This is a genomic window from Pedobacter anseongensis, assembly GCF_037482965.1.
Lineage (GTDB): Bacteria > Bacteroidota > Bacteroidia > Sphingobacteriales > Sphingobacteriaceae > Pedobacter > Pedobacter anseongensis.
The window spans coordinates 286,890-311,590 of sequence record NZ_JBBHKB010000003.1 but is presented as its reverse complement, the minus strand read 5'-3'; the positions used below and the strand labels follow the sequence as shown (position 1 = coordinate 311,590).

Below are 24,701 nucleotides of genomic sequence, written 5' to 3'. Positions count from 1 at the left end.
CTATGAAGGCATTTATCATCAAAAATTATAAGAAGGGAGGCGAACTGCAACTGAGCGATATGCCAGATCCGGTTATCAAAGAGAATCAGGTTCTGGTGGAAATCCACGCGGCCAGTGTCAATCTTTTAGATTCTAAAATCAAAGATGGCGAGTTCAAAATATTTTTGAAATATAGAACACCTCTTATTTTAGGTCACGATGTGGCTGGGATTGTTACTAAAGTAGGATCAAAAGTTACAAAATTTAAAGAAGGCGATGCCGTTTACGCAAGACCTGGAGATTACAGATTCGGAACTTTTGCAGAGCAGATTGCAATGAACGAGGAAGATGTGGCATTAAAACCCGAAAACCTTACTATGGAAGAGGCGGCGTCTATTCCGTTGGTGGGATTGACCGCGTGGCAGGCCTTGGTAGAAAATGCAAACCTGAAAAAAGGTGATAAGGTTTTTATCCAGGCAGGATCTGGCGGTGTAGGAACTTTTGCCATCCAGCTTGCGAAACATCTAGGATTGACGGTTGCAACTACAGCCAGCGAAAAAAGTTTTGATTTCCTGAAAAGTCTGGGTGCAGATGTGCTCATTGACTACAAAACACAGCAGTTTGAAGACATTCTTCACGATTATGATTTTGTGCTGAACAGTCAGGATGCCAAAACTTTAGATAAATCTTTTGAAATAGTAAAATCTGGTGGTCAAATCACCTCTATTTCCGGACCGCCCACACCCGAGTTTGCCGATGAGCTTCAATTACCTTGGTTCGTGAAAATTATTGTTGGATTGCTAAGCAGTAAAGTTAGAAAAAAGGCTAACAAACAAAACATCAGTTACGATTTTCTTTTTATGAAAGCCAGCGGGCGACAGCTTTCGGAGATTACGGAATTAATTGAAGCAGGAATTATAAAACCGGTTATTGATAAAGTATTTCCTTTCAGCCAAACCAATGATGCAATGAAATACGTGGAGAGCGGAAGAGCGAAAGGGAAAGTAGTGTTGAAAGTTAATTAAAGCTATTCACTTTTATCAATTATTCCGTCTCCTCTATGAATTCCTCTTATTTTCTTTTGGCGCTTGAGCCATCTTTACTTTCGCTACTCTTATCATAGTAAATAATTTGTAAATGTTTAATTAAAATCTTATTTTCGAAGCATTACAATTGTTGTTTAAATATCTCCCGGCGTGTCTACGCCATTAACCGGCAACCTGCGGAGGCCGGACAAATAATCCTATGTCCATATTTAAACAAGCAACATGCATCTTATCGATTCTTCTATCGAAACTTTCTACGCGCAAGCACAGGAAGAAAGCAGACTGACCAGGGGTCTTGGCCCGCTGGAGTTTGAACGTAATAAAATCTTGATCAGTGGCTATCTCGATCAGCCCTGTTCTATCACTGATGTGGGTGGAGGCCCAGGGCATTACGCCCAGTGGCTCGGCAGCCTTGGCCATTCCGTTACGCTGATCGACCCGGTTCCCAAACACATTCAACTAGCAGAAAAGCGATCTAAACTAACAAGTAAGCCGTTTCGGTGCCTGCTTGCAGAAGCACGCAATTTGCCACTGCGCGATGGGAGCCAGGACTTGATTATGCTGCACGGTCCTTTGTACCATCTGCAAGAGCGTTCAGATCGAATTGCGGCGCTAAAGGAAGCTAGTCGGGTACTTAGGCCAGACGGTATCGTTTTAGGATTCGCCATCAACCGTACGGCTTCTTTGGTAGCGGCACTTCAAGGTGGTTTGATCTATCATCCCGACATTTTCAAGATGTGCAAGACAGAACTGTCTTCAGGTATCCACCAGCCACCTGCCAATTTTCCGGGCATGCTGCCACAGGCATATTATCACCGGCCCTCCTCTCTTATAGAGGAGTTTAAGGAAGCGGGTTTTGAACCGATTCGGTTAGTCTCTGTGGAGGGGATCGCCTGGATGGACGGTAGTTTCTTTAGTCATTGGGCAGACCCTGAGAAGCGGAGGAGGCTACTAGAGCTGCTCGAACATACAGAAAAAGATCAGGACCTATTATGCTTCAGCCCACATATAATGCTAGCAGCGAGCAATAAAACCAAACCATAATATCTTCAGATATTGTCACACGCTGTTAATTAGCAACAACTTATTACAATAATAACCCTATATTATGAAAATAATTACCTTATTCTTGGCCTTTCTCTTATGTTTACAATGCATAGACGAAGGCGTCCCTACGGTTAAACGTCTGGACAGTTCAAATATTTCCACAGTTTATATCGATACCACAGTACGCCGGTTAATGGCTGACGCAAAGGTAGATGGTATGCAACTAGCCATCATCAACAACAATCAGGTGACTTATCAAAAGGCATATGGCTTTAAAGATAAAGAAAGGAACCTCCCTTTGGATACCAATACCATCATGTACGCGGCCTCTTTCAGTAAAGCGGTATTTGCTTTCATAAACATGCGGCTGGTACAAAAGGGACTCATCGATCTTGATAAACCTTTGGTAGCGTACTTAAAAAAGCCACTGCATGAATACGGTAACTATGCAGAACTGGAAAAAGATAAACGCTGGAAGAAGATCACACCGCGAATGTGCCTAAGCCACACGACAGGCCTGCCAAATGTTTGGTGGATGAATGTAAAAACCGGTGAGCGGGATACCACCCTCAGGAACCGGTTATACTTTGAACCCGGCAGCCGGTATGCATATTCAGGTGAAGGCTTTAAGCTACTTCAGCGAATTGAAGAGTTGTACTTAGGCAAAGGTTTGGAAGCGATGGCTCTGGAAGAATTATTTGAGCCTGCGGGGATGCACCGTACAAGCTATGTTTGGCAGCCTATATTTGAAGCCAATTCGGCTATTGGTTATGACGAAAAAGGAAAGCCTGGCGGCCAAGTGCGTTCACAAAGTGCCGTGGGAGCAGGTTCCATGCTTACCACTATCTCCGATTATTCGCGATTTATTGCCTACGTGCTCAATGAACGGGGACTAAAGTCTAAAGTGTATCGTGAAATGATGCGGCCACAGATCCGTATTCATTCGATCAATGAATTTCCGACGATGCTGGAAGAGACCACTCATCGCGACGATAAAATAGCGCTGTCGTACGGTCTAGGTTGGGGCGTGATCAAAACGCCTTACGGACCTGCATTCTTTAAGGGAGGACATGATGATTGTTGGCGCAATTATACGATCAGTTTCCCAGATCAAAAGATCAGCATCATTATTATGTGCAATAGCGGTAATGGTGAAAGAATTTTTAAAGAACTACTGGAGAAACTCATCGGCGATACCTTTACACCTTGGGAATGGGATCGCTTTACACCTTGGAACCTAAGGAAGAAATAAAGGTCGACCTAAGTGAGGCTTCTTCATCACACCGGAAGACCACTTCACTGGATGATGGAAAGGCCCACTACGCAACGACAATTTACAAAGATTATGAAATTTATCTTTTTACAACATATACTTTATTCATATGAAAAATAAACTCACTTTCAACTACATACTATTTTCACTGGTTGTCCTAGCCAGTAGCATGGTGCATGCGCAGATCATGCCCGATAGCACGCGATTAAAGATTGATCAACTCTTCACCAAATGGAACGATATAACTATGCCCGGCTGCGCGGCTGGCATCGTTCAAGGTGATAAATTGGTCTATGCCAAGGGATTCGGACTTTCCAACCTGGAAAACAAAGTGCCTAATACTCCCGCCACCATTTATTACATGTGCTCCGTATCCAAGCAGTTTGCCGGATACGCCGCCGCACTACTGGTGAACCAGGGGAAAATAAGGTTGGATGAAGATATACATACCTATTTGCCCTGGATGGGTGATTTTGGCAAAAAGATCACAGTCAGAAACCTGGTCAACCATACTAGTGGCCTTCGTGATGATATTGGGCTAGCGCAATTTTACGGACTCGGCGGTGACGGGATACTTACGCAGCAGTTGGCAATAAAGATGCTGAAAAGGCAGCGAACACTCAACTTTGATCCCGGCAAGAAGTTTTCCTATTCCAATTCCAATTATGTGTTGCTTGCAGAAATTATAAAGGCAGTAAGCGGACAGAGTTTCAAGTCTTATTCCGATTCAGCAATATTCAAGCCGCTAGGGATGACAAGTAGCGCGTTCGCAGAAGATCATTCGCAATTGATCACAGGCAGGGCACTATCTTATGAAAAGAAGAACGGCGCATCTTTTCATAATGCCGTGCAGAACGTTTATACCTTAGGTGACGGGGGACTATTTACCAACGTAAACGATATGGCCAAATGGGTAGCTAATTTTTACCAACCCAGGGCTGGAACTTTTATGGATATTGAACTGATGACAACACCAGGTAGGTTGAAGGATGGCTCTAGCATTCCTTATGCTATGGGTATCAATGTCAATACTGACCGAGGTTATAAACGACTTACACATAATGGTGGGCTTGCTGGTTACCGGACGATCATCGCTATCTATCCGGAATTAAAAATGGGATTCTATGTTTTCGGAAACGGAGGTGACGGCGATATATATAACAAGATTAACCAGATAGCCGAGCTGCTCATACCGGACAGGTCAGAAAAGAAACAGCTGCAGACCCCGGCGCCCCGAAATGATCAGGTTTTTGTCATAAAGGACTCCACAGAACTTTCGAGTTGGGTCGGGAACTACATCGCAGCTAATGGCTACAAAATATCGGTAAATTTAAAATCGGGCAAATTATATGTGAACGGGAATGCAGAACTGGAAGCTGAGGGCGAGGGGTCATTTCACATGAAGGCAAGGTCATCCGTGAAATACCAGTTTTCTGTAGATCCAAAAATATCAGATGCTGTTGTAAAGTTAAACTCACCGGTACTTGTAAACCCAATTGAAATGGAGAGGATCCGCCAAGTCCCCTTATTCCGAGCACAACTGAATAAGTATGCCGGCAGGTATGTTTCCGAAGAGTTGGGAACATTCTTTGATATAGGGGTCACCAAAGAGGGTTTATCGATCAGCGATAAATACCATGACCCTGTTAAGGTTAGCCTATTTGGAGCTGATCACCTCTTCACCGATTATGATTTTTTAAACCATATACGTATTATTCGCAATAAAGGCCAAATTACCGGCTTTGAGTTGAACACTGGCGATACTGCGGGGCTTATTTTTCTGAAGCAAAAATAGATAAATAAAACAACAGTACCTCGGTTAGAAAATATATAACAAGTATCCAGTCTCCATGGTCGCATGTCATACCGTAAAATGGTACAGAAGAGAAACAAAAACGAAATGCTTTTACCGAAATACGCAAATGAATATCCTTTTCCCCGAATTGGCTACGAAATACCCCGATTTCACTACGGCAGGGAATCTAAGGTTGCTGACTTTTGTACTCTATCAAAATTTAAATCATTAAAAAATGAAAAAGTCAAAAGCACCAATTATCAGTTTTAGTCCGGTTGTATTACCAGTTGCGGGCCGTCACGTAGACCTCGAAATTAAAGTTTCTGCTCCTGCCAGCGGAAGCAACCTGCCCGTGATTCTTATTTCTCATGGTCATGGACCTTCCAACTTTCTCTCATCTTACAGAGGATATGGGCCTATGGCAGATTTTTTTGCGGAGAAAGGGTTTGTAGTCATCCAACCTACCCATCAAAATTCCAAAGCACTCGGACTTTTGCCGTCCCTTTCCGAAGCACCCTTGTTTTGGAGTTCTCGGCCAGCAGACATGAAATTTATCCTTGATCACTTGGAGGAAATACTTTCTACAGTACCTGGGTTAACAGAACGGGTCGATAAGGCAAAAGTTGCCGTAGTTGGCCATTCTATGGGTGGGCAGACTGTAGCCATGCTAGCCGGCATGGAAGTAACTGATCCTGCAACAGGTAAGATAGTTAATGCCGCAGAGCCAAGATTAAAGGCCCATGTACTAATTGGTGCATCTGGCGGGCCAGAAGGTTTTAATGGTGCTGCCAGGCAGCTTTATCCAGTATTGGCTGCCGGCAATTTCAGCACCATGACTTTGCCAGCGCTTATTGTGAACGGAGACAAGGACATAAACCTAATGTTCTCTGATGTGGACAATTGGCGTGCAGATGCATTCTATCAAAGCGTTGGTCCAAAAGATCTGTTGACTGTGTTTCGCGCAGAACATATTTTTGGTGGCATATCAGGATATGACGCCCGCGAAACAAGCGATGAAAATCCAGAGCGTGTTGCTTTTGTATGTGAAAGCATTCTTGCCTATATTCGTAGTACGTTCGACCCGAGCGATACAAGTTGGAAAGATACAAAGAAAGCCCTTAACGGCGTACCGGGTGCGCTAGGCAGAATTGAAAGTAAATTATAAATCAGGCAGTATGAAGAACAAGATGTCTAACCACAGATTTGATTCTTTATCAAGGTTGCATAAGGCGCTGGAAATGCCGGCACCTATGCACCCCTTGGTAAGTTTAATAAATAATGCTGAGGGGACCATTCCCTTGGAAAGACTGCCCAGTCCTCACATTTTAAGTTTTTACAAGATCTCCTATAAGATGAACTTCCAGGGAAAGTTTAAGTATGGGCAGCATTATTACGATTTCGATGAGGGGGGGATGTTTTTTGTTGCACCCAACCAGATTACCGGAGAACATACACCCTTAAGCGACCAGTCTGGCTATACGTTACTTTTCCATCCAGATATTTTACTTGGCTACGAGCTCGCCAAGAAGATTAAAGAGTATGGATTTTTTTCCTATGCTATTAATGAAGCGCTGCACTTAGCTGAAAAAGAAAAAATAACGATCATTTCTGTTTTTCAAAGTATCGAAGAAGAATTAAAAGGCAGGATTGATAATTTCAGCCAGGACGTTGTTATTTCCGAGATAGAACTATTGCTGAATTATGCGAATCGGTTCTACAACAGGCAATTCATCACCCGTAAAGCAGTAAGCAGCGATCTTCTTCAAAAGATAGAAGACATTTTACAGGTTTACTTCCGATCAGCAAATCCTCAAAAGCAGGGGCTTCCGACTGTACAATTTCTTTCCTCGCAATTAAACGTTAGTTCGAGTTATTTAAGTGATATGCTGCGATCACTTACAGGACAAAATGCACAACAGCACATCCACAACCATCTGATCGAAAAAGCAAAGGAACAGTTATCGACAACACCGGCTTCGATAAGCGAGATAGCCTATGAACTAGGGTTTGAGCATCCCCAGTCCTTTAGTAAACTCTTTAAGCTTAAAACCAGTGTCTCGCCCCTAGATTTCAGACGCTCTTTCAATTAACGTAGTTCAAAATCCAAGTATCTTAAATAAATTATTTTGTTGGGATTTGCTATTTTTTTCGCTAAGTATTTGCTATCGCCTGATAAAATGCCTCACGGTAAACCTCGCCCACTGCAATTGTCTTGTCGCCAATGCTTACGCGGTTTCGTTCTATGCTTATGATCTTGTTTACCGCTACGATAAAAGATTTGTGAATCCGAATAAACTGGTCTGCAGGTAATTGATCTTCGGTTTTTTTCATCGTCTGTAAGCTGATTACCTTGTCTGTAATCGTATAGATCATGACATAGTTTTGTAAGCCTTCGATATATAGGATATCGGCTACATTAATCCTAACCAACTTGTGTTCTGTTTTTACAAAGATATGGCTCACCTCTTTTTCCTTTGTAGCAGCACTTGTGCTTTGTCTGTTTGTTTCTGCTAAGCCGCTTAAGGTCAATTGTACTTTTTCTACTGCCTTATAAAAACGTTCAAATGAAACGGGCTTTAATAAATAATCAATCGCATCATTGTCGTAACCTTCCAGTGCGTATTCAGCGTAAGCGGTAGTAAGAACCACCAAGCATTTTCCTTTTACAATTTTCATAAATTGTAGACCACTGAGTTCGGGCATTTGTATATCGAGGAAAACCAGGTCTACCTCACCTTGAATTACTTTGTTTAAGGCTTCTAATGGATTAACAGTGCTGAAACTTAAGGTAAGAGATGGGACTTTAGAAATATAATGTTTTATAACATCAATGGCTAATGGTTTATCATCTACAACGATGCATCTAATCATAAAGGTTAATTTTTAAATCAACAATAAAAGTATCGGTTTGTTGGTCAATTAACAGCTCATGTTGGTTTGGATAGATCAGGGCCAAACGTCTTTGTACATTAACTAGACCAATTCCGCCAGTTCTGTCTTTTTTGGCACTATTGATCTTATTGCAAAGGTGCAAATGAAAATACTGTCCATCAATATTAATTAAAATCTCGATAGGTTCTCCACTATTTTTAAAAACGCCATGTTTAAATGCGTTCTCTATAAAATTGATCAGAATTAATGGAGCGATCTTTTGCCCTTCTATTTTACCTGCCACCTTAAAATCAATGTGTGAATTCCCTTTTTGTCCAATTTTTTGTAAATCGATTACATTATTCAGATAATCTATTTCGTTGGCCAATGGTACAAGTGGATCATCACTTTCCCTTAACATATAGCGAAGTACTTCAGAAAGCTTGAGAAGCGCTTCTGGCGCCTCCTCAGATTGTTGTTGAGTAAGTGAATAGATATCGTTAATGGTGTTGAATAGATAATGGGGATTAACCTGTGATTTCAAAAAGGCCAACTCGGTTTTGAGTTGTTCCTTTTCTACCACTTCTTTTTCAGCACGAATGGTGCGCCAATCCATCAGAAAACTCAACAATAAACCTAAAAATATATTTAGAAAATTAGCACCTAAGGTCACAATGAAAGCAAAAAAGAAGTCGAGATCCATGCTATAGCTTTTCCAGCCAATGATTGGATAAACAATTTGTTCCATTAGGTAATAGAGGGGGCTAAATAAAAGTATGCAGCTCACTACTGAAAGAATATATTTAATAATGCTTCCTTTTTTTAGCACATAGGGAACCAATAAGAGGTAGTTGACATAAAAAAACGAAGCAGAACAGGCAATTTGTAAAGCTTTAACTGGCAATACGATGGAGAGGAATAACCGCCAGTCGAATTGTGTTCCCAAAACGCCAGTACCTAAGGCCACCAATAAAACTTGTAGCAGTACAAGTAGCCAATAACCGATATGTAGATAAAAGAATAGTCGCTTTTTCATGGTCTAAAAGTAAGTTAAATTAAGAACGTCAAGAAAAGAGATACACGAAACGGTCAATTTTATTGACAAGATTTGTGAACTCATAAACAAGATTGATTTTCTGTGTAATTGGTTCTTATCAATGGAACCATGGCGTTGGTCAATCATTTTTTGGTCTATTAATTCGGTTATTGACATTTGTGTTGTTAAACAAAAAATAAATAGATGAAAACAATTAAATACAACGCCGTTTTGCTGTTAGCCACCCTATTGCTAAGCCTACCTAAAGTAGAAGCCCAACAGATGAGTGCTAAGATTCAAAATCAGAATATCCAGCGGTTTATTCAGGTATGGGGGCTAGTTAAATACAAATCACAAAAGAGCATTGCAGGTAAATTTAATGCCGACAAGGTGTTCTTAGAATTAATCGATTCGGTTAAAAATGCTGATAAAAAACAATTCAACCAATTAATGTCGGGAGTAATAGGGCCAGTTGATCCTGCATTGTCTGCAATTGCTCATGGCTACAACCGCGATACATTGAATAGATATCAACACCTGCTTAAGAATATTGATTATGGCTGGATTAATCGTAAGAGATATTCAGTTGTTTTGATGCAGCAGTTAAGGGCTTTGTCAAATCAGGTTAATCTGAGTGGTAAACATCACTATATTCCATCCTTATGGTTTGAAGGCGATCTGCCAAACGAAGATTCGTATGCCAAATATTCTTTTAACGAAGAAAAATTGAATTTGTTAGCGCTGGCCAAAGCTTGGAATGCTGTTGAATATCTTTCACCTTACAAATACGTGATGGATAGAAACTGGGAAAAGACCTTAACAGCGATGATACCTATTTTTAGAAAGGCGAACGACAGGGTAAGCTATGAAAAAAGCATTTTGATGTTGGCTTCAGCGATCAACGATACACATGCATTGGAATTGCTAGAAAATGGAAATTTAAAGATGATCAGTACTATTTTTAATGTAAGATATCATCCGCCATTTGATTATAAAGCAGGTAAAAATGGCATCATAATTAAAAAGTTTTTAAACGATTCATTGGCAAAAGTTAGCGCTTTGAAAGCAGGAGATGAAATTGTCGCGGTTAACGGAGTTAAGATAGCAAGCTGGCTTAAAGAGAGGGCATCATTACTTCCAGCATCGAACGATGCTGTTAAGTACAGAGAATTAAGCACTGCTAATAATAACAGAGGCGATACTTTTGCTTTTAGCAATTTAGAAACCGGAATTTTAAACGTAAAGGTGAAAAGAGATAAAGCCTATCTAAATCTGAAGCTTGTGATGCTGGATCGCTACAATAAAAAAAGTGTTAAACTTATCGAGGACGATATTGTGCAGAAGAGGGTAAACGAAAAAAGCATCAAAGGAATGGAGAATATTGGCGACGATATTGCTTTGTTTAGGGCAGGAAATTTCTTTGATAAGGATCTGCCGCAAGAAAAAGATCTTTGGCAACTATCAGCCGAATTGAAAAGTAAAAAGGCTATAATCTTTGATATGAGAAAATATCCACAATCACCAGGTCTGTTTAGTTACTACTTACCTCTACTACTGGGTAAAGCCCCATTCGCTTTTGCACGTTATTACGCAGTAGACCTTAAAGATCCAGGTGCTTTTATCCTGCGTGAGGGAATTGAAAACTACATGTATGTGGCTGAGGATGGCCCAAAACCGATGGGAGAGTTATATACAGGCAAGATCGTAATTTTAACTGATGAAAATACCCAAAGCATGGGTGAGTGGTTTACCATGATGTTAAGTCAATTCAATGCCAATGCTACCATTATTGGCAGTCAGACTGCAGGAGCGGATGGCGATGTAAAAAGATTGACTCTACCCGGAGCTTACCGTTTTAGTTTTACTGGTAACGGTATTTTTTATCCAGATGGGCGGGAAACGCAGCGCGTTGGCATTAGACCAAATATTTATTTTAAAGCATCTGCCAAAGAGCTGGGTGGGGCACAAGATGCACATCTACAACGAGCGGTGAAATATATCAGGGAAGGTAAATCATCATATTGAACCAAATTTCGTAGAAAAAATAAATTATAGAAATTAATTTGATATACGAAAATATTCGTATATTTGATTTGAACCTAATCTTCTTTGTTTTAGCATTTTAATTTGTTTCAACTTTTATGAAATATTATAGACAAATGAGGTCTAAAAAGACTTTTATACTTCTATTAGTTGCTTTACTCTCCATGTCAAATTTTTTTGGCTATGCTCAACAGTTCAATTTATCAGGACAGATTTCTGGAGTAAACAACGTACATATTTACATTCGTTACGTAGATTCAGAGGGTAAAGATCAAAAGGATAGTTGCTTTACTTCCAAGGGAAGTTATCTATTTAAGGGAAAGATTAAGGAACCAACTCGTATTTATTTCGCTATTTTTTCTGGATCATTCAAATGGGTAGATGATAGTGAGCCAAATGTAACCCATGTCTATGTTGAGCCAGGAAATAATTTTGCAAATGGTGATTTTAAAAAGTTTAAAGAAACTTTTGTAACGAGTTCAGAAACACAAAGGGACGCCTTGGAACTCGGTAAACGCTACAGCGTCTTAAGTTTACGTTTGGCTGATCTAAACGAGAGAAAAAAACAATTGCTGCAAGCATACAATGATGAAAAAAGCAAACCTACACCTAACAAGAATAAAGTAGATTCGCTGAATGAAGAATTATCCAAAATGAAAAGGTCTATTATGAATGTCTCGGATAAATTTCAGGATACCACTCTACAGTTTATAACCGAAAATCCCCAATCCTATATAAGTGTTGAAAAATTGGATAATTACAAAACAAGACTTAAATTGGATAACCTTAAATTTATATATAGCCAATTAACACCCCAGATCAGACAAAGTAATAATGGAAACACTATTGCTAAGTTTATTCTAGAAAGTGAAAATACTATTGTTGGTAAAGCAGCGAAGGATTTTCTAGGTAAAAATCAAAATGGTACGACCGTTAAATTATCAGATTATCGGGGTAAGTACATTTTACTCGACTTTTGGGCAAGCTGGTGCATTCCTTGCCGCGAAAGTTTCCCACATCTCAAAGAACTTTTAAAAAAATACCGCTCTGCAGGTCTCGAAATACTAACCATCGCTGTTGATGATAAAGTTGATGACTGGAAAAATGCAATACAAAAAGATAGAATAGCAACATGGCACAATATTTTGGACTCTCCAAGTGTTAAAAATGGAGAAGTTAATAATGATGCAATCCATAATCAATACAATGTACATTTACTGCCAACAAAGCTGCTGATAGATCCCAACGGGATTATTATAGCAAGGTATAATGGCGCTGATCGCACAAATGATTTGGATCACAAACTAATCGAATTATTTGGGCACTAATCAATACGCTATGCAACAGTTATTTTCCTCGCTAAACCTCATTAGATAACCTTGCAAACTTATTTCTATACTCTATTGGAGTAAGGCCTGTAAGTTTTTTAAATATGTCTCTGAATGATTTTGTATCCGTATAGCCTACATCAAACATTATTTCCGAAACATTTTTTCTCGACGCCTCAAAGAAATTTTTGGCCGCTTCTATTCGTACTCGTTGTATATACTCAAGAGGAGTGTTGTTTGTAGATTCTTTAAACCTTCTTTCAAAGGTTCTGCGGCCTGAATTAATTAATTTTGCTAATGATTCTATCGATATTTTATCACTATAATTTTTTTCGATGTAATCTTGTACTTTTTGAATAGCATCGTCGCCATGATTTCTTTGACCTTTGAATATGGCAAATTGAGATTGACTATCTCTTCCAATATCCAAGGCAAAGTATTTTGAAACCATAACTGCAATTTCTCGGTCCGCAAACTTTTCGACCAAGTATAATATTAAATTCCATAAACTGCTCGCCCCTCCACTACTGTAAATATTATCGTGTTCGGTTATTATTGCTCCATCTTCTACTCCCACCTTTGGATACCTTTCCTTAAACTCGTTTATATAAGCCCAATGTGTAGAACATTTTTTTCCATCGAGTAACCCTGTTTCAGCTAAAAGAAAAGCACCGATACATAAACTAGCTAGAATAGAACCTTTATCATGTAATCTTTTAAAATAAGGTATAGCTTCTGCATTGGCTTTAATGCCCTTACTGGTATCGCCAAAGGTAGGTGGTATAATCAGTAAATCTGTTTGGTCCACATCTTTAAGTAACCGATCGGTTTTAACCATGTACTCGCCATTGTTAGCGGGTACATATTCATTTAAGCCTACATATTCAACTTTGAAAATAGGTTTTTTGCCAAATGCTGTTAAAAACTCATTGGCAGTATGGAAGGTTCTGAACGGGGGTGTAACCGCTTCAATTACTCCATACTCAGGTACAAAGACAGAAATCTGCATATAAATTAATAGTATTTAACCACAAGGTAAAATTAATTTGTCATAATTCACCTCTTATTTGTCGTTTTCACTACAGGTAAACGTTTAAATTCTGATGTAATTTTGAATTGTAAAATTAACATAAAAAGAATGACACAATTAGCACGAATTACAGTAGAAGCAACCATAAATGCTCCTGTAGAAAAGGTTTGGAAGGCTTGGAATACACCGAGTGACATTATTCGATGGAACAGCCCCGATCCAAGTTGGCATACACCAAGTAGTGAAAATGACTTAAGAACTGGTGGTAAGTTTAAAAATAGGATGGAAGCTAAAGATGGTAGTTTTGGGTTCGATTTTGAAGGAGTTTACAATAGTGTTGTCTTACATCGTGAAATTACCTACACCATGGGCGATGGTAGACAAGCAACTACATTATTTACCGAACAAAACGGCAAAACTCATGTGCAAACTACTTTTGATCCTGAAACGCAAAATGCTCCAGAATTTCAGAAGCAGGGATGGCAAGCAATCTTAAATAGCTTCGCAAAATATGTCGAATCAAATTAATCTATCACATTAAATAAATAATAAAATGAGAAAGAACAAAATTATCTTTTGGGTAGCAACTGCCATTATTGTACTTTGGGAAGGATTAATGCCACTAAGCACGATTTTATTTACACCTGAATATGTAACGGTGGGTACAAGGCCGCTAGGCTATCCCGATTACTTTGCCTATGCATTGATTATCTGTAAAGCACTCGGCGCACTCGCAATTGCCTACCCTAAAACACCGAGTAGGTTAAAGGAATGGGCCTATGCTGGGCTTACGTTTAACTTAATCTTTGCCCTCATTAGTCATGCATGTGTAGATAAAAATATTGGGTATATGTTAATGCCACTTGCAGTATTAGTTATCCTTATTATTTCATATACATATAATCGTAAACTAAATTTTAACAGTAATGAAAAGTAACTCAGTTTCTTTGCACAGGGTGGTTAAGGCGAACCCTGAAAAAGTATTTCGCGCCTTTTCCGATCCCATATTCCATTCGGCCTGGCTACCTCCCTATGGCTTTGTTTGTACCATACAGCAAATGGATTTTCAAGTGGGAGGAAAATTTAAGATGACGTTTATTAATTTCAGTACAGGGAATGGACATTCTTTTGGAGGAACTTATGTCGACATCAAGCCGAATGCATTTATTAAATATACAGATACGTTCGACGATCCTAATTTACCTGGAGAAATGACAACCACAATTTCACTGAATAAGGTTTCGTGTGGTACCGAACTTAAAGTATTACAAGAAGGAATCCCTGCCGTTATCCCAACAGAGATGTGTTATTTAGGCTGGCAAGAATGTTTAGAAAAATTAATAAAATTGGTAGAACCCGAAATCCCAGACGCTTAACCTTTTTGTTATGACCGAACCTCATCATGGTAAATGTGTGAGTGGAATTTTTCTTACCTTTTCTGGAAACTGTAAGGAGGCACTCACATTTTACCAAACCTGCTTTGGTGGTACGCTACGATTCGAAACTTTTGAAACTGGATTAAAAGGTTATGCAGAAAAGCCTGTGGTTAACGCCTCACTTATTTCCGATACCATTTGTATGTATGGGTCTGACTTAGTGCATAATGAAGGAAGAATACTTGGAAATTATATGGCCATTTTTATGCCATGTAAAAATGTAGCCGTTAGAAGAGAACTCATTCAAAAATTGGAAGTTAACAAACCGGTCTTTTTGAGCAGGAATTATGATGAAAAGCTAATTGAAATCACGGATCGTTTTGATGTAAGATGGGTTTTGTATTTTTAGCTAAAATAGTTCCATACTAACCTGCTGATTTTTTCGTAGCTTTAGCTATGAAGATGGTTAATTTATTCTTGCGTGTACTAGTTTTGCTGGCTATCCTATTCGAAAGCATTAGCAGCGTTAAAGCACAAAATGGTGATCAAATATTGGACGGAATTGGCGAAACAGAGATGGTTGCACGCTATGTGTTTAATGGAGATTTGAAAGATTGGTCGCGAAACAATTTTCATGCAAAATTTCAAGGTGCCGAGGTTAAATTCTTCACCGATAATAAATTTGGAAAGGTATTGTCGCTTTCTGGGGCGAGTGATGATTATATTTCTATCCCAAAAGAAGTGTTAAATGGCATAGAGTCGCTCAGTATAACAGGGTGGATTTATTTGCGCTCAACTAAAAGGGGCCAACATTTTTTTGACTTTGGAAAGAATGCGAATGCTCACTTTTTTTATTCGCCTGCTGGTACAATAAAAGCAAATTCTTGGGTTCATATTACCAAAGTAATCGATATTTCTTCAAAATCGCTGACGACCTACATCGACGGTAAACTGTTGTACGAGCCTGAAGATATACCTTTAGGGTTTTTCAACTTATTTAAGGGACAGTCAGATGGGAACAACATCTTCTATATCGGAAAATCTATGCAACCTGTAGATCCCAATCTGAATGCCATGCTATACGATTTTCGCATCTATCGTGTTCCGCTAAGTAGTGCTCAGGTTGCTGGAATATATGCCAATTCCCAAAAAGGAAACCAACAAAGTGCAGTAAATGTGGGTAGGCGAGAAGCTAATCTCCCGCAATTCTCTAAAGAGGATCCACAACTTTATACCGCGTATTTATCGCGCGTAGCGGATGTAGAAGTAGAAACTACCGTAGGAAGTCTGCCAAGATTACCAGGTTATATTGAAGGAACTTACCAAAATGAAATAAAAGGGCCACAAGTACGTGTACTATGGCCTTCACCAGTAAATAATGCCAATGTTCTTAAGCCCGGAAAATACACCGTTACAGGGCGCATTACTGGAACAGATTTTGAACCTAAAGCATACATCACTGTAAAAGAATCGACTAAATTAACGACCCCTGCTTTGAAGCTAGCGGTATTCGATTTGGACAAAGTTTCGTTAACAAACGATGTTCACAATCACCAAACTAAATTTATCGAAAATAGAGATAAGTTTATAAATACCTTAGCTACTACCGATCCTAACTCATTTTTATACATGTTCCGTCAAGCTTTTGGCCAGAAACAGCCTGATGGAGCAAAACCTTTAGGTGGTTGGGATACGCAAGATACAAAGCTTAGAGGACATGCTACAGGTCACTATCTATCTGCAATAGCACAAGCCTATGCGGGTACGGGGTATGATAAGAGACTTCAATCTAATTTCTCGCAAAAAATGGAGTATATGGTAAATACCCTTTACGAGTTATCCAAATTGTCGCGCAATTCTGATCCTACTGCAGTGCCGTATGGCTCTGGAAAGTCGGCCTACGATTCAGATTTTACTGAAACGGGTATCCGAAAAGATTATTGGAATTGGGGAAAAGGTTTTATTAGTGCTTATCCTCCAGATCAGTTTATTATGCTAGAAAATGGCGCTAAATATGGCGGTCAAAAAAACTCGATATGGGCCCCTTACTATACCTTACATAAGATTTTATCAGGCTTATTGGATGTCTATGAAGTTAGTGGCAACAAAAAAGCGCTCGAAGTAGCTGCCGGTATGGGCAATTGGGTATATGCACGCTTGAGCAAATTACCGCAAGAAACGCTAATAAAAATGTGGAATACCTACATTGCAGGTGAATTTGGAGGTATGAACGAAACCATGGCTCGCTTATACAGGATCACTAACAACCAGAACTATCTAAAAACTGCACAACTGTTTGATAATATTAAAGTGTTTTATGGAGATACCGCACATTCGCACGGACTGGCAAAAAATGTAGACCTTTTCCGTGGCTTGCATGCAAACCAGCATATCCCTCAAATTGTTGGAAGTATAGAGATGTATCGGGTTTCGAATAACCCCGAATATTATAAGATCGCCGATAATTTTTGGTACAAGATGGTGAATGACTATATGTACAGCATCGGAGGCGTGGCAGGTGCCCGTAATCCGGCAAATGCCGAATGTTTTATTAGTGAGCCTGGAACATTGTACGAAAATGGTTTCTCTGCAGGTGGACAGAACGAAACTTGCGCTACTTATAATATGCTAAAATTAACAAGCGATCTGTTTCTATTCGACCAACGAGCAGAATTAATGGATTATTACGAGCGGGGGTTATATAATCATATTTTAGCCTCCGTAGCCGAAAATAGTCCTGCTAATACCTATCATGTGCCGCTGGGCCCAGGCTCGGTTAAACAATTTGGGAATGCAGCTATGACAGGCTTTACCTGTTGTAACGGAACAGCCCTAGAGAGTAGTACAAAACTGCAGAATTCCATTTACTTCAAAAGCAAAGATAACCAGGCACTCTATGTGAATTTATATATCCCTTCTACGCTAGAGTGGACTGAACGAAAAGTAAGGATCGAACAAACTACAGATTTTCCAAAAGAAGACCATACCAAGCTCACCATTAAGGGAAGCGGCAAATTTGATATAAATGTTAGAGTTCCGGGTTGGGCCACCAAAGGGTTTATAGTAAAGATTAACGGTGAAGTACAAAAGCTACAATCGAAACCTGGGAGTTACCTAAAAATAAGTCGCACATGGAAAGCTGGCGATACGATAGAATTGAAAATGCCCTTTCAATTTCATCTCGATCCGGTAATGGATCAGCAAAACATTGCCAGCTTATTTTACGGGCCAATAGTATTAGCTGCTCAAGAACCTGAAGCAAGAAAAGATTGGCGCAAAGTAACGCTTGATGCAAAGGATATCAGCAAATCGATAAAAGGTGATCCCGCACATTTGCAATTCACTATTGATGACGTAATTTTTAAGCCTTTTTATGATACTTACGGACGTCATTCGGTGTATTTAGATGTGGAACTGAAATAGGAGATTAGCAACTTGTAAAACCGATTTGAAGCGCATCAACTAAATGTTCTATTCGCTTTAAAGCTTGAACTTCCGGGTCTTGAAATACTCCACAGGTCCGATTATCGTTACGGTTACTGAGTTATTGATCTGGTTTTTTAAAGCCCCTTTACTTTCGATTGTTGTTGTTAGTTGATTACGTTATCTTTTACCGTTAAAATACCCTAAAAAATACCGTATAAATACCCTTATTTATTACTTGCATGTTTTATATTCGTACCCACGTATGAACGATAAAAATAATTGGTACACCGTCGAAAATGAGGAGAATTCCGATTCTCCAGCACTTCTTTTTTATCTCGATCGAATAACCCATAACGTTAAATTAGCCATTTCATTAGTGGGCGATGTAACCAGGTTTAGACCCCATGTGAAAACTCATAAAACGAAAGAGATTGTACTAGAGTTGATGGCAAACGGTGTAACTAAATTTAAATGCGCAACCATTGCCGAAGCCGAGATGCTTGCGCAATGTAAAGCGCCAGATGTTTTACTTGCTTATCCGCTAACGTTACCCAAATTACGACGTTTTATTGCGCTACAAAATCATTACCCTGATACACTCTTTTCTTGCTTATTCGATCATAAGGAGACCGCTGATCTTTTATCAAAACTTGCCTTGGAAGAAAATAATGTCGTTCGTGCCTATCTCGATTTAAATGTAGGGATGAACCGAACTGGGATTACAGCGGATGATAAAGCCATTGCACTTTTCGAATACGCTAATCAATTGCCTAAATTAGAAATTAGGGGTTTGCATGCATACGATGGCCATATTACACAAAAGGGAGCTCAAGAGCGAAAAAAACAATGTGATTTGGCGTTCGAAGCCGTTATGAAAATGAGAAAAGAGTTGCAGGTTAAAGGATACGCCAATCTTTTATTAATAGCAGGAGGGTCTCCAACTTTTTTGTGTCATCTTGATCGAGAAAATACAGAATGTAGTTCCGGAACATTTGTTTTTTGGGATAAAAGTTATGCCGATAACGTTCCTGAACAGCCATTTGAATGTGCTGCTTTAATTTTAACTCGAATTGTATCCTTGCCCGCCGAAAATAAATTAACCATAGATCTAGGACATAAAGCCATTGCATCTGAAGGGGCTTTAAAAGATCGAGCATTTTTTCTAAATGCACCAGAACTAATACCCATTAGCCATAGCGAAGAACATATGGTAGTTGAGGCCCCCACAGGTCACAGCTATAAAATAGGAGATGCTTTATATGTACTGCCTTTCCATGTTTGTCCAACTGTAGCCTTATACCGTGAAGCGAATTGTATTGTTAACGGTAAGTTTGTAGATACTTGGAAAATTGTAGCGAGAGATAGAACGATTAATTTTTAGAAGCGCATCATTGGGAGACGGGAGGTGGGCTGCCACGTTGCAAATCACTTTCCTATTAGAAAAATAAAATTTTAGCTTTAAGTATACCCGTTAATTACTATCTTCGATTCATATACTTTTTACGATGAAACGTTATTTTACAATTGCCACGCTAGTTTTAGCAGTTAGCCCATTTTTTTCCGCCTTAGCGCAAGAGAAGCCAAAACCTGCAGATACCGAATTTTATACCCCCGTACCTGCTATAGTTACTCCTGGGGCAACCAATAGCAATGCTCCTTCTGATGCCATTATCTTATTTGATGGTAAAAATTTGGATGAATGGGTAAGTTTAAAAGATAATGGCCCAGCAAAATGGACCGTACACGATGGTGTTTTTACTGTGGATAAAACTACGGCCAATATCGAAACCAAAAGAAAATTTACCAATTACCAATTACACCTCGAATGGCAAATTCCCGCGAACATAACAGGCGAAGGGCAAGCAAGGGGAAATAGTGGTTTGTTTCTAGCTTCTACCGGCGCTGGAGATTTGGGCTATGAATTACAGATTTTAGATTCGTACAACAATAAAACCTATACGAACGGACAAGCGGCCAGTATTTATAAACAAACTACGCCTTTGGTAAATGCAAATCGCAAACCGGGCGAATGGCAGAGTTATGATGTAATTTGGACAGCGCCTCTATTTAACACAGATGGAAGTTTGAAAAGTGCAGCCCGTGTTACCGTATTTTTTAATGGTGTTTTAGTTCAGAACAATTTTGAGCTAAAGGGACCAACACAATACATAGGGCCAGCAAGTTATGCCAAAGCGCATGGTGCATGCCCAATTAAATTACAGTCACATGGTGATAAAAGCGAACCGATTAGCTTCCGTAATATTTGGATTAGAGAGTTGTAAACTCCGCATAAAATTGAATAAATTAAAAAACACTACATTAACGAATGAACGATTTAAACGCATTAAGCCAGGTTGCCGAATTTCACAGTACTTTTAAACACCCAATAGTTGCCCAGCCTGCCATACCGAGTAAAGAGAGAGCTCAATTACGAATAGAATTACTAGCCGAAGAGCTTAAAGAATTACAAGAGTCAGTTGATGATGATAATTTAGTGGAAATAGCCGATGCATTATGCGATTTACAATATGTATTAGCTGGAGCCGTGCTCGAATTTGGCCTAGGCGAGAAGTTTAAAGAATTATTTGATGAAGTTCATCGCTCTAACATGAGCAAGGCCTGTAAAACAGTGGAAGAAGCCCATGCAACAATTGCCCATTATAAAGCTAAAAGTAATGTTGATGCGCATTATAAAGAAATAGATGGCTTATTTTTGGTGTACCGTGATGCAGATCATAAAACCTTAAAGTCGATTAACTATTCTCCAGCAGATTTGAAAACTATTATCGAAGGTTAATTGTTAAGCTTTAACCCAACCATGAACCATCCAAAAAACCACCAAAAAAAACATGTTAGTAGTAAATAGTCACGAAGAATTTGAAACGTATTTAGGGAAAGAACTCGGTTTCTCGCAATGGCATACCATCGATCAAGAGCAAATCAATAGGTTTGCCGATGCCACTTTAGACCATCAATGGATCCACACCGATCCCGAAAAGGCTGCCGCCGAAGGCCCTTTTGGAGCTACAATTGCGCATGGTTATTTAACCTTGTCGCTTATCCCATACCTTTGGAAACAGATTGCTGATATTCGGAATATAAAAATGGAAATCAACTACGGAATCGAAAGCTTTAAATTTGGGCAAGCTGTAGTGGTGAATAGTAAAGTTTGCTTAAAAGCGAGACTTAAAGGTATTGTAAATTTAAGAGGTATTACCAAGGTAAATATCGAAGCTATTCTCGAAATTGAGGGAGAGAAAAAACCTGCTTATGTAGGCGATGTGATGTTTTTATACCATTTTATTTAATTACAAGCTCAGTATTGTTTTTTCAGTTTTCATAAAGATATTCCTCTCAATTTTATTATCAAATGGAGCAATATTTTGCATTACCGGCGATGGGTACCTAACGGTGTCAAATTTACCTGTCCAATCGGCATCTTTACTATCGCCAATTAAGATGCCAATATGGGCCTGTTTTATTTTATTGTTTATAAGTGTACAGCCACTTGCAGCAATGTAAAAACCAACATCAGTTTTTCCCTTAGCCATCCCATACATCAGCCGAATAGCGGTCTTAATGTTACTAATCTCATTATTTATAATGGTGTGCCCCGTTCCATTTACCCTAATTGCACCACTACCTCCTTTAAACGTATTCCCATCAATTAGGCAATCGTGACCCCCACGCATTACTAGTTCGCCATCATTATCTTCGAAGTAATTTTTAAAATAAGTGTTACTGCTGCTTTTATTACTAACCACTTCGGGTTCGCCATTGCACCTTAAAAATCGATTAAAACGAACGGTTGTTTTCGATACTCTAGCACCTAAAAGCACGGGGTCTTGTCCAACTTGCACACATTCGCCGCCATTGCCGTTTTTCCAACTTACTTTTGCTTTGTTTTCGAATACATTGTTTTCGATTAATGTATGTAGAGGACTAGTTTCTTTAGTGATTTTAACCTGTATATCTTGATTGTCTACATTCGATGTAAAAGTGCAGCGGGAAATTTGATTACCAGTGCTATTGCCAGAAAATACCACTAAAGGTGTATACTGAACTTTCGCTGTATTTGTGCTAAAGGTACATTTTGTGATGACGCAATGATCTGCATTGGTTATTATAATAAGTGGAGAGGATTTAAGCAGGTTACAATTTTTAAAGTTAATTCCTTTTAAAATCAGATAACTACCCAATAAGTTAAATACGGGTTTAGTAAGATTACCTGAAAAAGTAACACCACCTTCGTTTTCAGATTTTATGCAAATAGGAGCCTTTAGCGAGCCTTTGCCAGTAATCTCGATCGACCAGTTGGGATATACGCCTTCCTTAATCAACACCTCATCGCCCGGAACTAACACGGGAATAATTTCTTTGAATTGCTTTTCTGAATTAACAGTATAAGTTGCAGCAAGAGCTGTAGGTAAAAGAAAAATGGAAAGTATAAATGATAAATTAAGTTTCTTCATTGGTTTGATAAATGAAAATTTCGGATATTTGTTAATATATTTAAGGTCTGTAATATGCTAAAAAGTTACCTTAAAATTTTCCTTTTAATTACTTTTTCATTTTTCTATGAAAATACTTCCGCACAAAGACCGGTCGTTATTGCCGATAGTGTGAAAGAACATATTTTTAAGAATGATGAAATTGTTTGTTTTGAAGATTCAACTAATGAACTTACTTTCGAAACAGTAAGAAGCGAAGCATTTCAAAACAAATTTATTCCTAATATTGACTTTTATCCCAAAAACTATAATCGATCCTCTGCATATTGGTATCGGGTTAAAGTAGTTTATAATCAAAATCTTAAAAGTGGCGCATTAATCGAATTTTTCGATCAAATTACCGACCACATCGAAGCTTACCTGCCAGATGGAAAAGGAGGCTACATCAAAAGCGCAGCCGGAGCCGATTTAAATTTTGTAAATCGTTTATATCAACATAAAAATTTCGAATTTACCATTAATGATACCAAAGTAGGAGAGCAATATTATTATTTTAGGGTAAAATCTAAAGATCTTGTTAATGTAATTATTGTATATCGAAGCATAGATCGATTTATTGGCTATGCCCTTTCCGAGTACTTAACGTTCGGTTTTTTTTATGGGATGATTGTGATTTTCAGTTTCCATAATTTGCTGATGTATATTGCCGTAAAGAGGAGGCAATATCTTTTCTACATTCTTTACATCTTAAGCGTTGGTTTTTATGAGATGTCTACCGATGGCATCGCTTTTCAATATCTTTGGCCTAATCATCCTGTTTGGAACGAGTATGCGTATGGAATTGCTCTGTTTTTTTTAGGTTCATTTGGATTAATTTTCACAAAAGAACTTTTACACGTTAAATTAAAGGCACCAAATTTAGATAAAGCTATCAATGTACTATTGGTTGTTCGTCTTATTTTCTTTTTAGTATGTTTATTTTATAATAACGATTGGTTTAAATACAAGTTTTTAGAATTTATCCCTTTGTCGCTCTGTTTTTTTACGGGTATTTATATCTGGTGGAAAAAGCAATATGGGCCTGCTCGTTTCTTCGTACTTGGTTATTTTTGTTTATATATAGGGTTTATAATCAAGATTGTACACATTTTAGGGTGGTCTAGAATGATGATTGGCAATGTGCTGGGCTATTATAGCCTAAGTTTTGGCTTCTTATTAGAAATGTTATTCTTGTCGTTTGCCATTGGCGATCAAGTTAGGTTATTGAAAAAGAAGAAGGAAAACGCTAGAAAACAAATTATTAGGCAAATGCAGGTAAATGCCGAGCTTAAAGATAAGGTAAATAGAGAGTTAGAAACTAAAGTAGCCGAACGCACCAAGGAAGTTCAACAAAAATCTGAAGAACTTCAACAGAAAAATATTACCATCGAAGATCAGAATGAAGAACTCTTATCCATAAATGCTTTACTAGAGCAGCAAGCCGAAGAGATTTCGAGAATGAATATTTTGCTCGAAAAAGACAATATAACCTTAAAAACAAACATCGAAAAAGTAACCAACGCGCGCATTAACGCGACCGACCTCGATTTTGAAGAATTTAGTCAAAAATATCCTGATCGAGATTCTTGCTATAAATTTTTAGCCGATATGAAATGGGAAAATGGGTATTCGTGTGTTAAATGCCATAATTTAACCTATTGTAATGGTAAAGTGCCATTTAATAGAAGATGTACAAAATGTGCCTATGAAGAGTCGGTGCTGCAACGCACCATATTCGAAAACAATCGCATCCCTATCAATAAGGCTTTTTACCTGGTGTATCTTATGTACAATCACAAAGGTGCAATCTCCTCTCACAAATTGTCTGAAAAATTGGGAATTAGGCAAAGTACATGTTGGACCTACGCTTCGAAAGTAAAAAAAATCATGGAGGAGCGTAAAAAAGACATTAAAGGAAGTGGAAAATCAGGTTGGAGTAAATTGGTGCTCGAAAAATAATC

General features: G+C 38.7%; 22 protein-coding genes. 18 read left to right on the top strand and 4 right to left on the bottom strand.

Annotation, left to right across the window (positions count from 1 at the left end):
• The first annotated feature begins 2 nt into the window (after positions 1-2).
• The 6 genes from WG904_RS12085 to WG904_RS12060 all read left to right on the top strand — a co-directional run bounded on the left by WG904_RS12085 (position 3) and on the right by WG904_RS12060 (position 7,230).
• Positions 3-1,004 carry an NADP-dependent oxidoreductase gene (locus WG904_RS12085; protein ID WP_339579579.1) on the top strand — a complete coding sequence of 334 codons (1,002 nt, stop codon included), beginning with the start codon at positions 3-5 and terminating at the stop codon, positions 1,002-1,004.
• Positions 1,005-1,247: 243 nt separating this feature from the next.
• Positions 1,248-2,069 (top strand): class I SAM-dependent methyltransferase, encoded by an 822-nt coding sequence (locus WG904_RS12080; RefSeq protein WP_339579578.1) that lies wholly within the window; start codon positions 1,248-1,250, stop codon positions 2,067-2,069.
• Between the two features lie 64 nt (positions 2,070-2,133).
• The gene (locus WG904_RS12075; RefSeq protein ID WP_339579577.1) at positions 2,134-3,324 is read left to right on the top strand and encodes a serine hydrolase domain-containing protein; all 1,191 of its coding nucleotides are present in this window, start codon (positions 2,134-2,136) and stop codon (positions 3,322-3,324) included.
• A 130-nt stretch (positions 3,325-3,454) separates the two neighbouring features.
• Complete coding sequence (locus WG904_RS12070; protein ID WP_339579576.1) at positions 3,455-5,140, top strand: serine hydrolase domain-containing protein; 1,686 nt, start codon at positions 3,455-3,457, stop codon at positions 5,138-5,140.
• A gap of 235 nt (positions 5,141-5,375) precedes the next feature.
• A complete protein-coding gene (locus WG904_RS12065; RefSeq protein ID WP_339579575.1) occupies positions 5,376-6,305 on the top strand; it encodes an alpha/beta hydrolase family protein in 930 nt (309 codons plus the stop codon).
• Between the two features lie 10 nt (positions 6,306-6,315).
• Positions 6,316-7,230 (top strand): helix-turn-helix domain-containing protein, encoded by a 915-nt coding sequence (locus WG904_RS12060; protein WP_339579574.1) that lies wholly within the window; start codon positions 6,316-6,318, stop codon positions 7,228-7,230.
• Positions 7,231-7,291: 61 nt separating this feature from the next.
• Here the strand turns inward: WG904_RS12060 and WG904_RS12055 are convergent, their stop codons facing one another.
• Positions 7,292-8,011, bottom strand: coding sequence for a LytR/AlgR family response regulator transcription factor (locus tag WG904_RS12055; protein ID WP_339579573.1), 720 nt, complete (start codon positions 8,009-8,011; stop codon positions 7,292-7,294).
• Positions 8,004-9,047: a sensor histidine kinase gene (locus WG904_RS12050; RefSeq protein WP_339579572.1), complete on the bottom strand. Its 1,044-nt coding sequence runs from the start codon at positions 9,045-9,047 to the stop codon at positions 8,004-8,006. Before WG904_RS12050 ends, WG904_RS12055 begins: the two co-directional genes overlap by 8 nt.
• A 204-nt stretch (positions 9,048-9,251) precedes the next feature.
• Here WG904_RS12050 and WG904_RS12045 point away from each other — a divergent pair, with 204 nt between their 5' ends.
• Together WG904_RS12045 and WG904_RS12040 are read left to right on the top strand one after the other, a co-directional pair.
• Positions 9,252-11,072: a S41 family peptidase gene (locus WG904_RS12045; RefSeq protein ID WP_339579571.1), complete on the top strand. Its 1,821-nt coding sequence runs from the start codon at positions 9,252-9,254 to the stop codon at positions 11,070-11,072.
• Between the two features lie 182 nt (positions 11,073-11,254).
• Positions 11,255-12,418 carry a redoxin domain-containing protein gene (locus WG904_RS12040; protein ID WP_339579570.1) on the top strand — a complete coding sequence of 388 codons (1,164 nt, stop codon included), beginning with the start codon at positions 11,255-11,257 and terminating at the stop codon, positions 12,416-12,418.
• A gap of 31 nt (positions 12,419-12,449) precedes the next feature.
• Here WG904_RS12040 and WG904_RS12035 read toward each other — a convergent pair whose 3' ends face one another.
• Positions 12,450-13,427, bottom strand: a complete 978-nt coding sequence (locus WG904_RS12035) for a GlxA family transcriptional regulator (RefSeq protein ID WP_339579569.1) — start codon at positions 13,425-13,427, stop codon at positions 12,450-12,452.
• Positions 13,428-13,556: 129 nt separating this feature from the next.
• Here WG904_RS12035 and WG904_RS12030 point away from each other — a divergent pair, with 129 nt between their 5' ends.
• The 9 genes from WG904_RS12030 to WG904_RS11990 all read left to right on the top strand — a co-directional run bounded on the left by WG904_RS12030 (position 13,557) and on the right by WG904_RS11990 (position 21,558).
• Positions 13,557-13,976 carry an SRPBCC family protein gene (locus tag WG904_RS12030; protein ID WP_339579568.1) on the top strand — a complete coding sequence of 140 codons (420 nt, stop codon included), beginning with the start codon at positions 13,557-13,559 and terminating at the stop codon, positions 13,974-13,976.
• Positions 13,977-14,001: 25 nt separating this feature from the next.
• The gene (locus WG904_RS12025) at positions 14,002-14,385 is read left to right on the top strand and encodes a DoxX family protein (RefSeq protein WP_339579567.1); all 384 of its coding nucleotides are present in this window, start codon (positions 14,002-14,004) and stop codon (positions 14,383-14,385) included.
• Entirely contained in the window at positions 14,375-14,824 is a 450-nt protein-coding gene (locus WG904_RS12020) for an SRPBCC family protein (protein ID WP_339579566.1), read from the top strand. Before WG904_RS12025 ends, WG904_RS12020 begins: the two co-directional genes overlap by 11 nt.
• Positions 14,825-14,834: 10 nt before the next feature.
• The gene (locus WG904_RS12015) at positions 14,835-15,233 is read left to right on the top strand and encodes a VOC family protein (RefSeq protein WP_339579565.1); all 399 of its coding nucleotides are present in this window, start codon (positions 14,835-14,837) and stop codon (positions 15,231-15,233) included.
• A gap of 47 nt (positions 15,234-15,280) precedes the next feature.
• The gene (locus tag WG904_RS12010; protein ID WP_339579564.1) at positions 15,281-18,247 is read left to right on the top strand and encodes a beta-L-arabinofuranosidase domain-containing protein; all 2,967 of its coding nucleotides are present in this window, start codon (positions 15,281-15,283) and stop codon (positions 18,245-18,247) included.
• Positions 18,248-18,512: 265 nt separating this feature from the next.
• The gene (locus WG904_RS12005) at positions 18,513-19,631 is read left to right on the top strand and encodes a D-TA family PLP-dependent enzyme (protein WP_339579563.1); all 1,119 of its coding nucleotides are present in this window, start codon (positions 18,513-18,515) and stop codon (positions 19,629-19,631) included.
• Positions 19,632-19,755: 124 nt separating this feature from the next.
• Entirely contained in the window at positions 19,756-20,532 is a 777-nt protein-coding gene (locus WG904_RS12000; protein WP_339579562.1) for a 3-keto-disaccharide hydrolase, read from the top strand.
• A 44-nt stretch (positions 20,533-20,576) separates the two neighbouring features.
• Positions 20,577-21,047 carry a pyrophosphohydrolase domain-containing protein gene (locus WG904_RS11995; RefSeq protein ID WP_339579561.1) on the top strand — a complete coding sequence of 157 codons (471 nt, stop codon included), beginning with the start codon at positions 20,577-20,579 and terminating at the stop codon, positions 21,045-21,047.
• Positions 21,048-21,099: 52 nt separating this feature from the next.
• On the top strand, positions 21,100-21,558 hold the full coding sequence (locus tag WG904_RS11990) for a MaoC family dehydratase (RefSeq protein ID WP_339579560.1): 459 nt from the start codon (positions 21,100-21,102) through the stop codon (positions 21,556-21,558).
• Here WG904_RS11990 and WG904_RS11985 read toward each other — a convergent pair whose 3' ends face one another.
• On the bottom strand, positions 21,559-22,722 hold the full coding sequence (locus WG904_RS11985; protein ID WP_339579559.1) for a chondroitinase-B domain-containing protein: 1,164 nt from the start codon (positions 22,720-22,722) through the stop codon (positions 21,559-21,561).
• Between the two features lie 54 nt (positions 22,723-22,776).
• On the opposite strand from WG904_RS11985, the gene WG904_RS11980 reads away from it, so the two are divergent.
• Entirely contained in the window at positions 22,777-24,699 is a 1,923-nt protein-coding gene (locus WG904_RS11980; RefSeq protein ID WP_339579558.1) for a 7TM diverse intracellular signaling domain-containing protein, read from the top strand.
• Positions 24,700-24,701 lie beyond the last annotated feature (2 nt).

Excerpts from the sequence above, each read along its gene's own strand:
- WG904_RS12085 (WP_339579579.1), top strand. The coding sequence starts at position 3 with ATGAAGGCATTTATCATCAAAAATTATAAGAAGGGAGGCGAACTGCAA.
- WG904_RS12080 (WP_339579578.1), top strand. The coding sequence starts at position 1,248 with ATGCATCTTATCGATTCTTCTATCGAAACTTTCTACGCGCAAGCACAG.
- WG904_RS12075 (WP_339579577.1), top strand. The coding sequence starts at position 2,134 with ATGAAAATAATTACCTTATTCTTGGCCTTTCTCTTATGTTTACAATGC.
- WG904_RS12070 (WP_339579576.1), top strand. The coding sequence starts at position 3,455 with ATGAAAAATAAACTCACTTTCAACTACATACTATTTTCACTGGTTGTC.
- WG904_RS12065 (WP_339579575.1), top strand. The coding sequence starts at position 5,376 with ATGAAAAAGTCAAAAGCACCAATTATCAGTTTTAGTCCGGTTGTATTA.
- WG904_RS12060 (WP_339579574.1), top strand. The coding sequence starts at position 6,316 with ATGAAGAACAAGATGTCTAACCACAGATTTGATTCTTTATCAAGGTTG.
- WG904_RS12055 (WP_339579573.1), bottom strand. The coding sequence starts at position 8,011 with ATGATTAGATGCATCGTTGTAGATGATAAACCATTAGCCATTGATGTT.
- WG904_RS12050 (WP_339579572.1), bottom strand. The coding sequence starts at position 9,047 with ATGAAAAAGCGACTATTCTTTTATCTACATATCGGTTATTGGCTACTT.
- WG904_RS12045 (WP_339579571.1), top strand. The coding sequence starts at position 9,252 with ATGAAAACAATTAAATACAACGCCGTTTTGCTGTTAGCCACCCTATTG.
- WG904_RS12040 (WP_339579570.1), top strand. The coding sequence starts at position 11,255 with ATGTCAAATTTTTTTGGCTATGCTCAACAGTTCAATTTATCAGGACAG.
- WG904_RS12035 (WP_339579569.1), bottom strand. The coding sequence starts at position 13,427 with ATGCAGATTTCTGTCTTTGTACCTGAGTATGGAGTAATTGAAGCGGTT.
- WG904_RS12030 (WP_339579568.1), top strand. The coding sequence starts at position 13,557 with ATGACACAATTAGCACGAATTACAGTAGAAGCAACCATAAATGCTCCT.
- WG904_RS12025 (WP_339579567.1), top strand. The coding sequence starts at position 14,002 with ATGAGAAAGAACAAAATTATCTTTTGGGTAGCAACTGCCATTATTGTA.
- WG904_RS12020 (WP_339579566.1), top strand. The coding sequence starts at position 14,375 with ATGAAAAGTAACTCAGTTTCTTTGCACAGGGTGGTTAAGGCGAACCCT.
- WG904_RS12015 (WP_339579565.1), top strand. The coding sequence starts at position 14,835 with ATGACCGAACCTCATCATGGTAAATGTGTGAGTGGAATTTTTCTTACC.
- WG904_RS12010 (WP_339579564.1), top strand. The coding sequence starts at position 15,281 with ATGAAGATGGTTAATTTATTCTTGCGTGTACTAGTTTTGCTGGCTATC.
- WG904_RS12005 (WP_339579563.1), top strand. The coding sequence starts at position 18,513 with ATGAACGATAAAAATAATTGGTACACCGTCGAAAATGAGGAGAATTCC.
- WG904_RS12000 (WP_339579562.1), top strand. The coding sequence starts at position 19,756 with ATGAAACGTTATTTTACAATTGCCACGCTAGTTTTAGCAGTTAGCCCA.
- WG904_RS11995 (WP_339579561.1), top strand. The coding sequence starts at position 20,577 with ATGAACGATTTAAACGCATTAAGCCAGGTTGCCGAATTTCACAGTACT.
- WG904_RS11990 (WP_339579560.1), top strand. The coding sequence starts at position 21,100 with ATGTTAGTAGTAAATAGTCACGAAGAATTTGAAACGTATTTAGGGAAA.
- WG904_RS11985 (WP_339579559.1), bottom strand. The coding sequence starts at position 22,722 with ATGAAGAAACTTAATTTATCATTTATACTTTCCATTTTTCTTTTACCT.
- WG904_RS11980 (WP_339579558.1), top strand. The coding sequence starts at position 22,777 with ATGCTAAAAAGTTACCTTAAAATTTTCCTTTTAATTACTTTTTCATTT.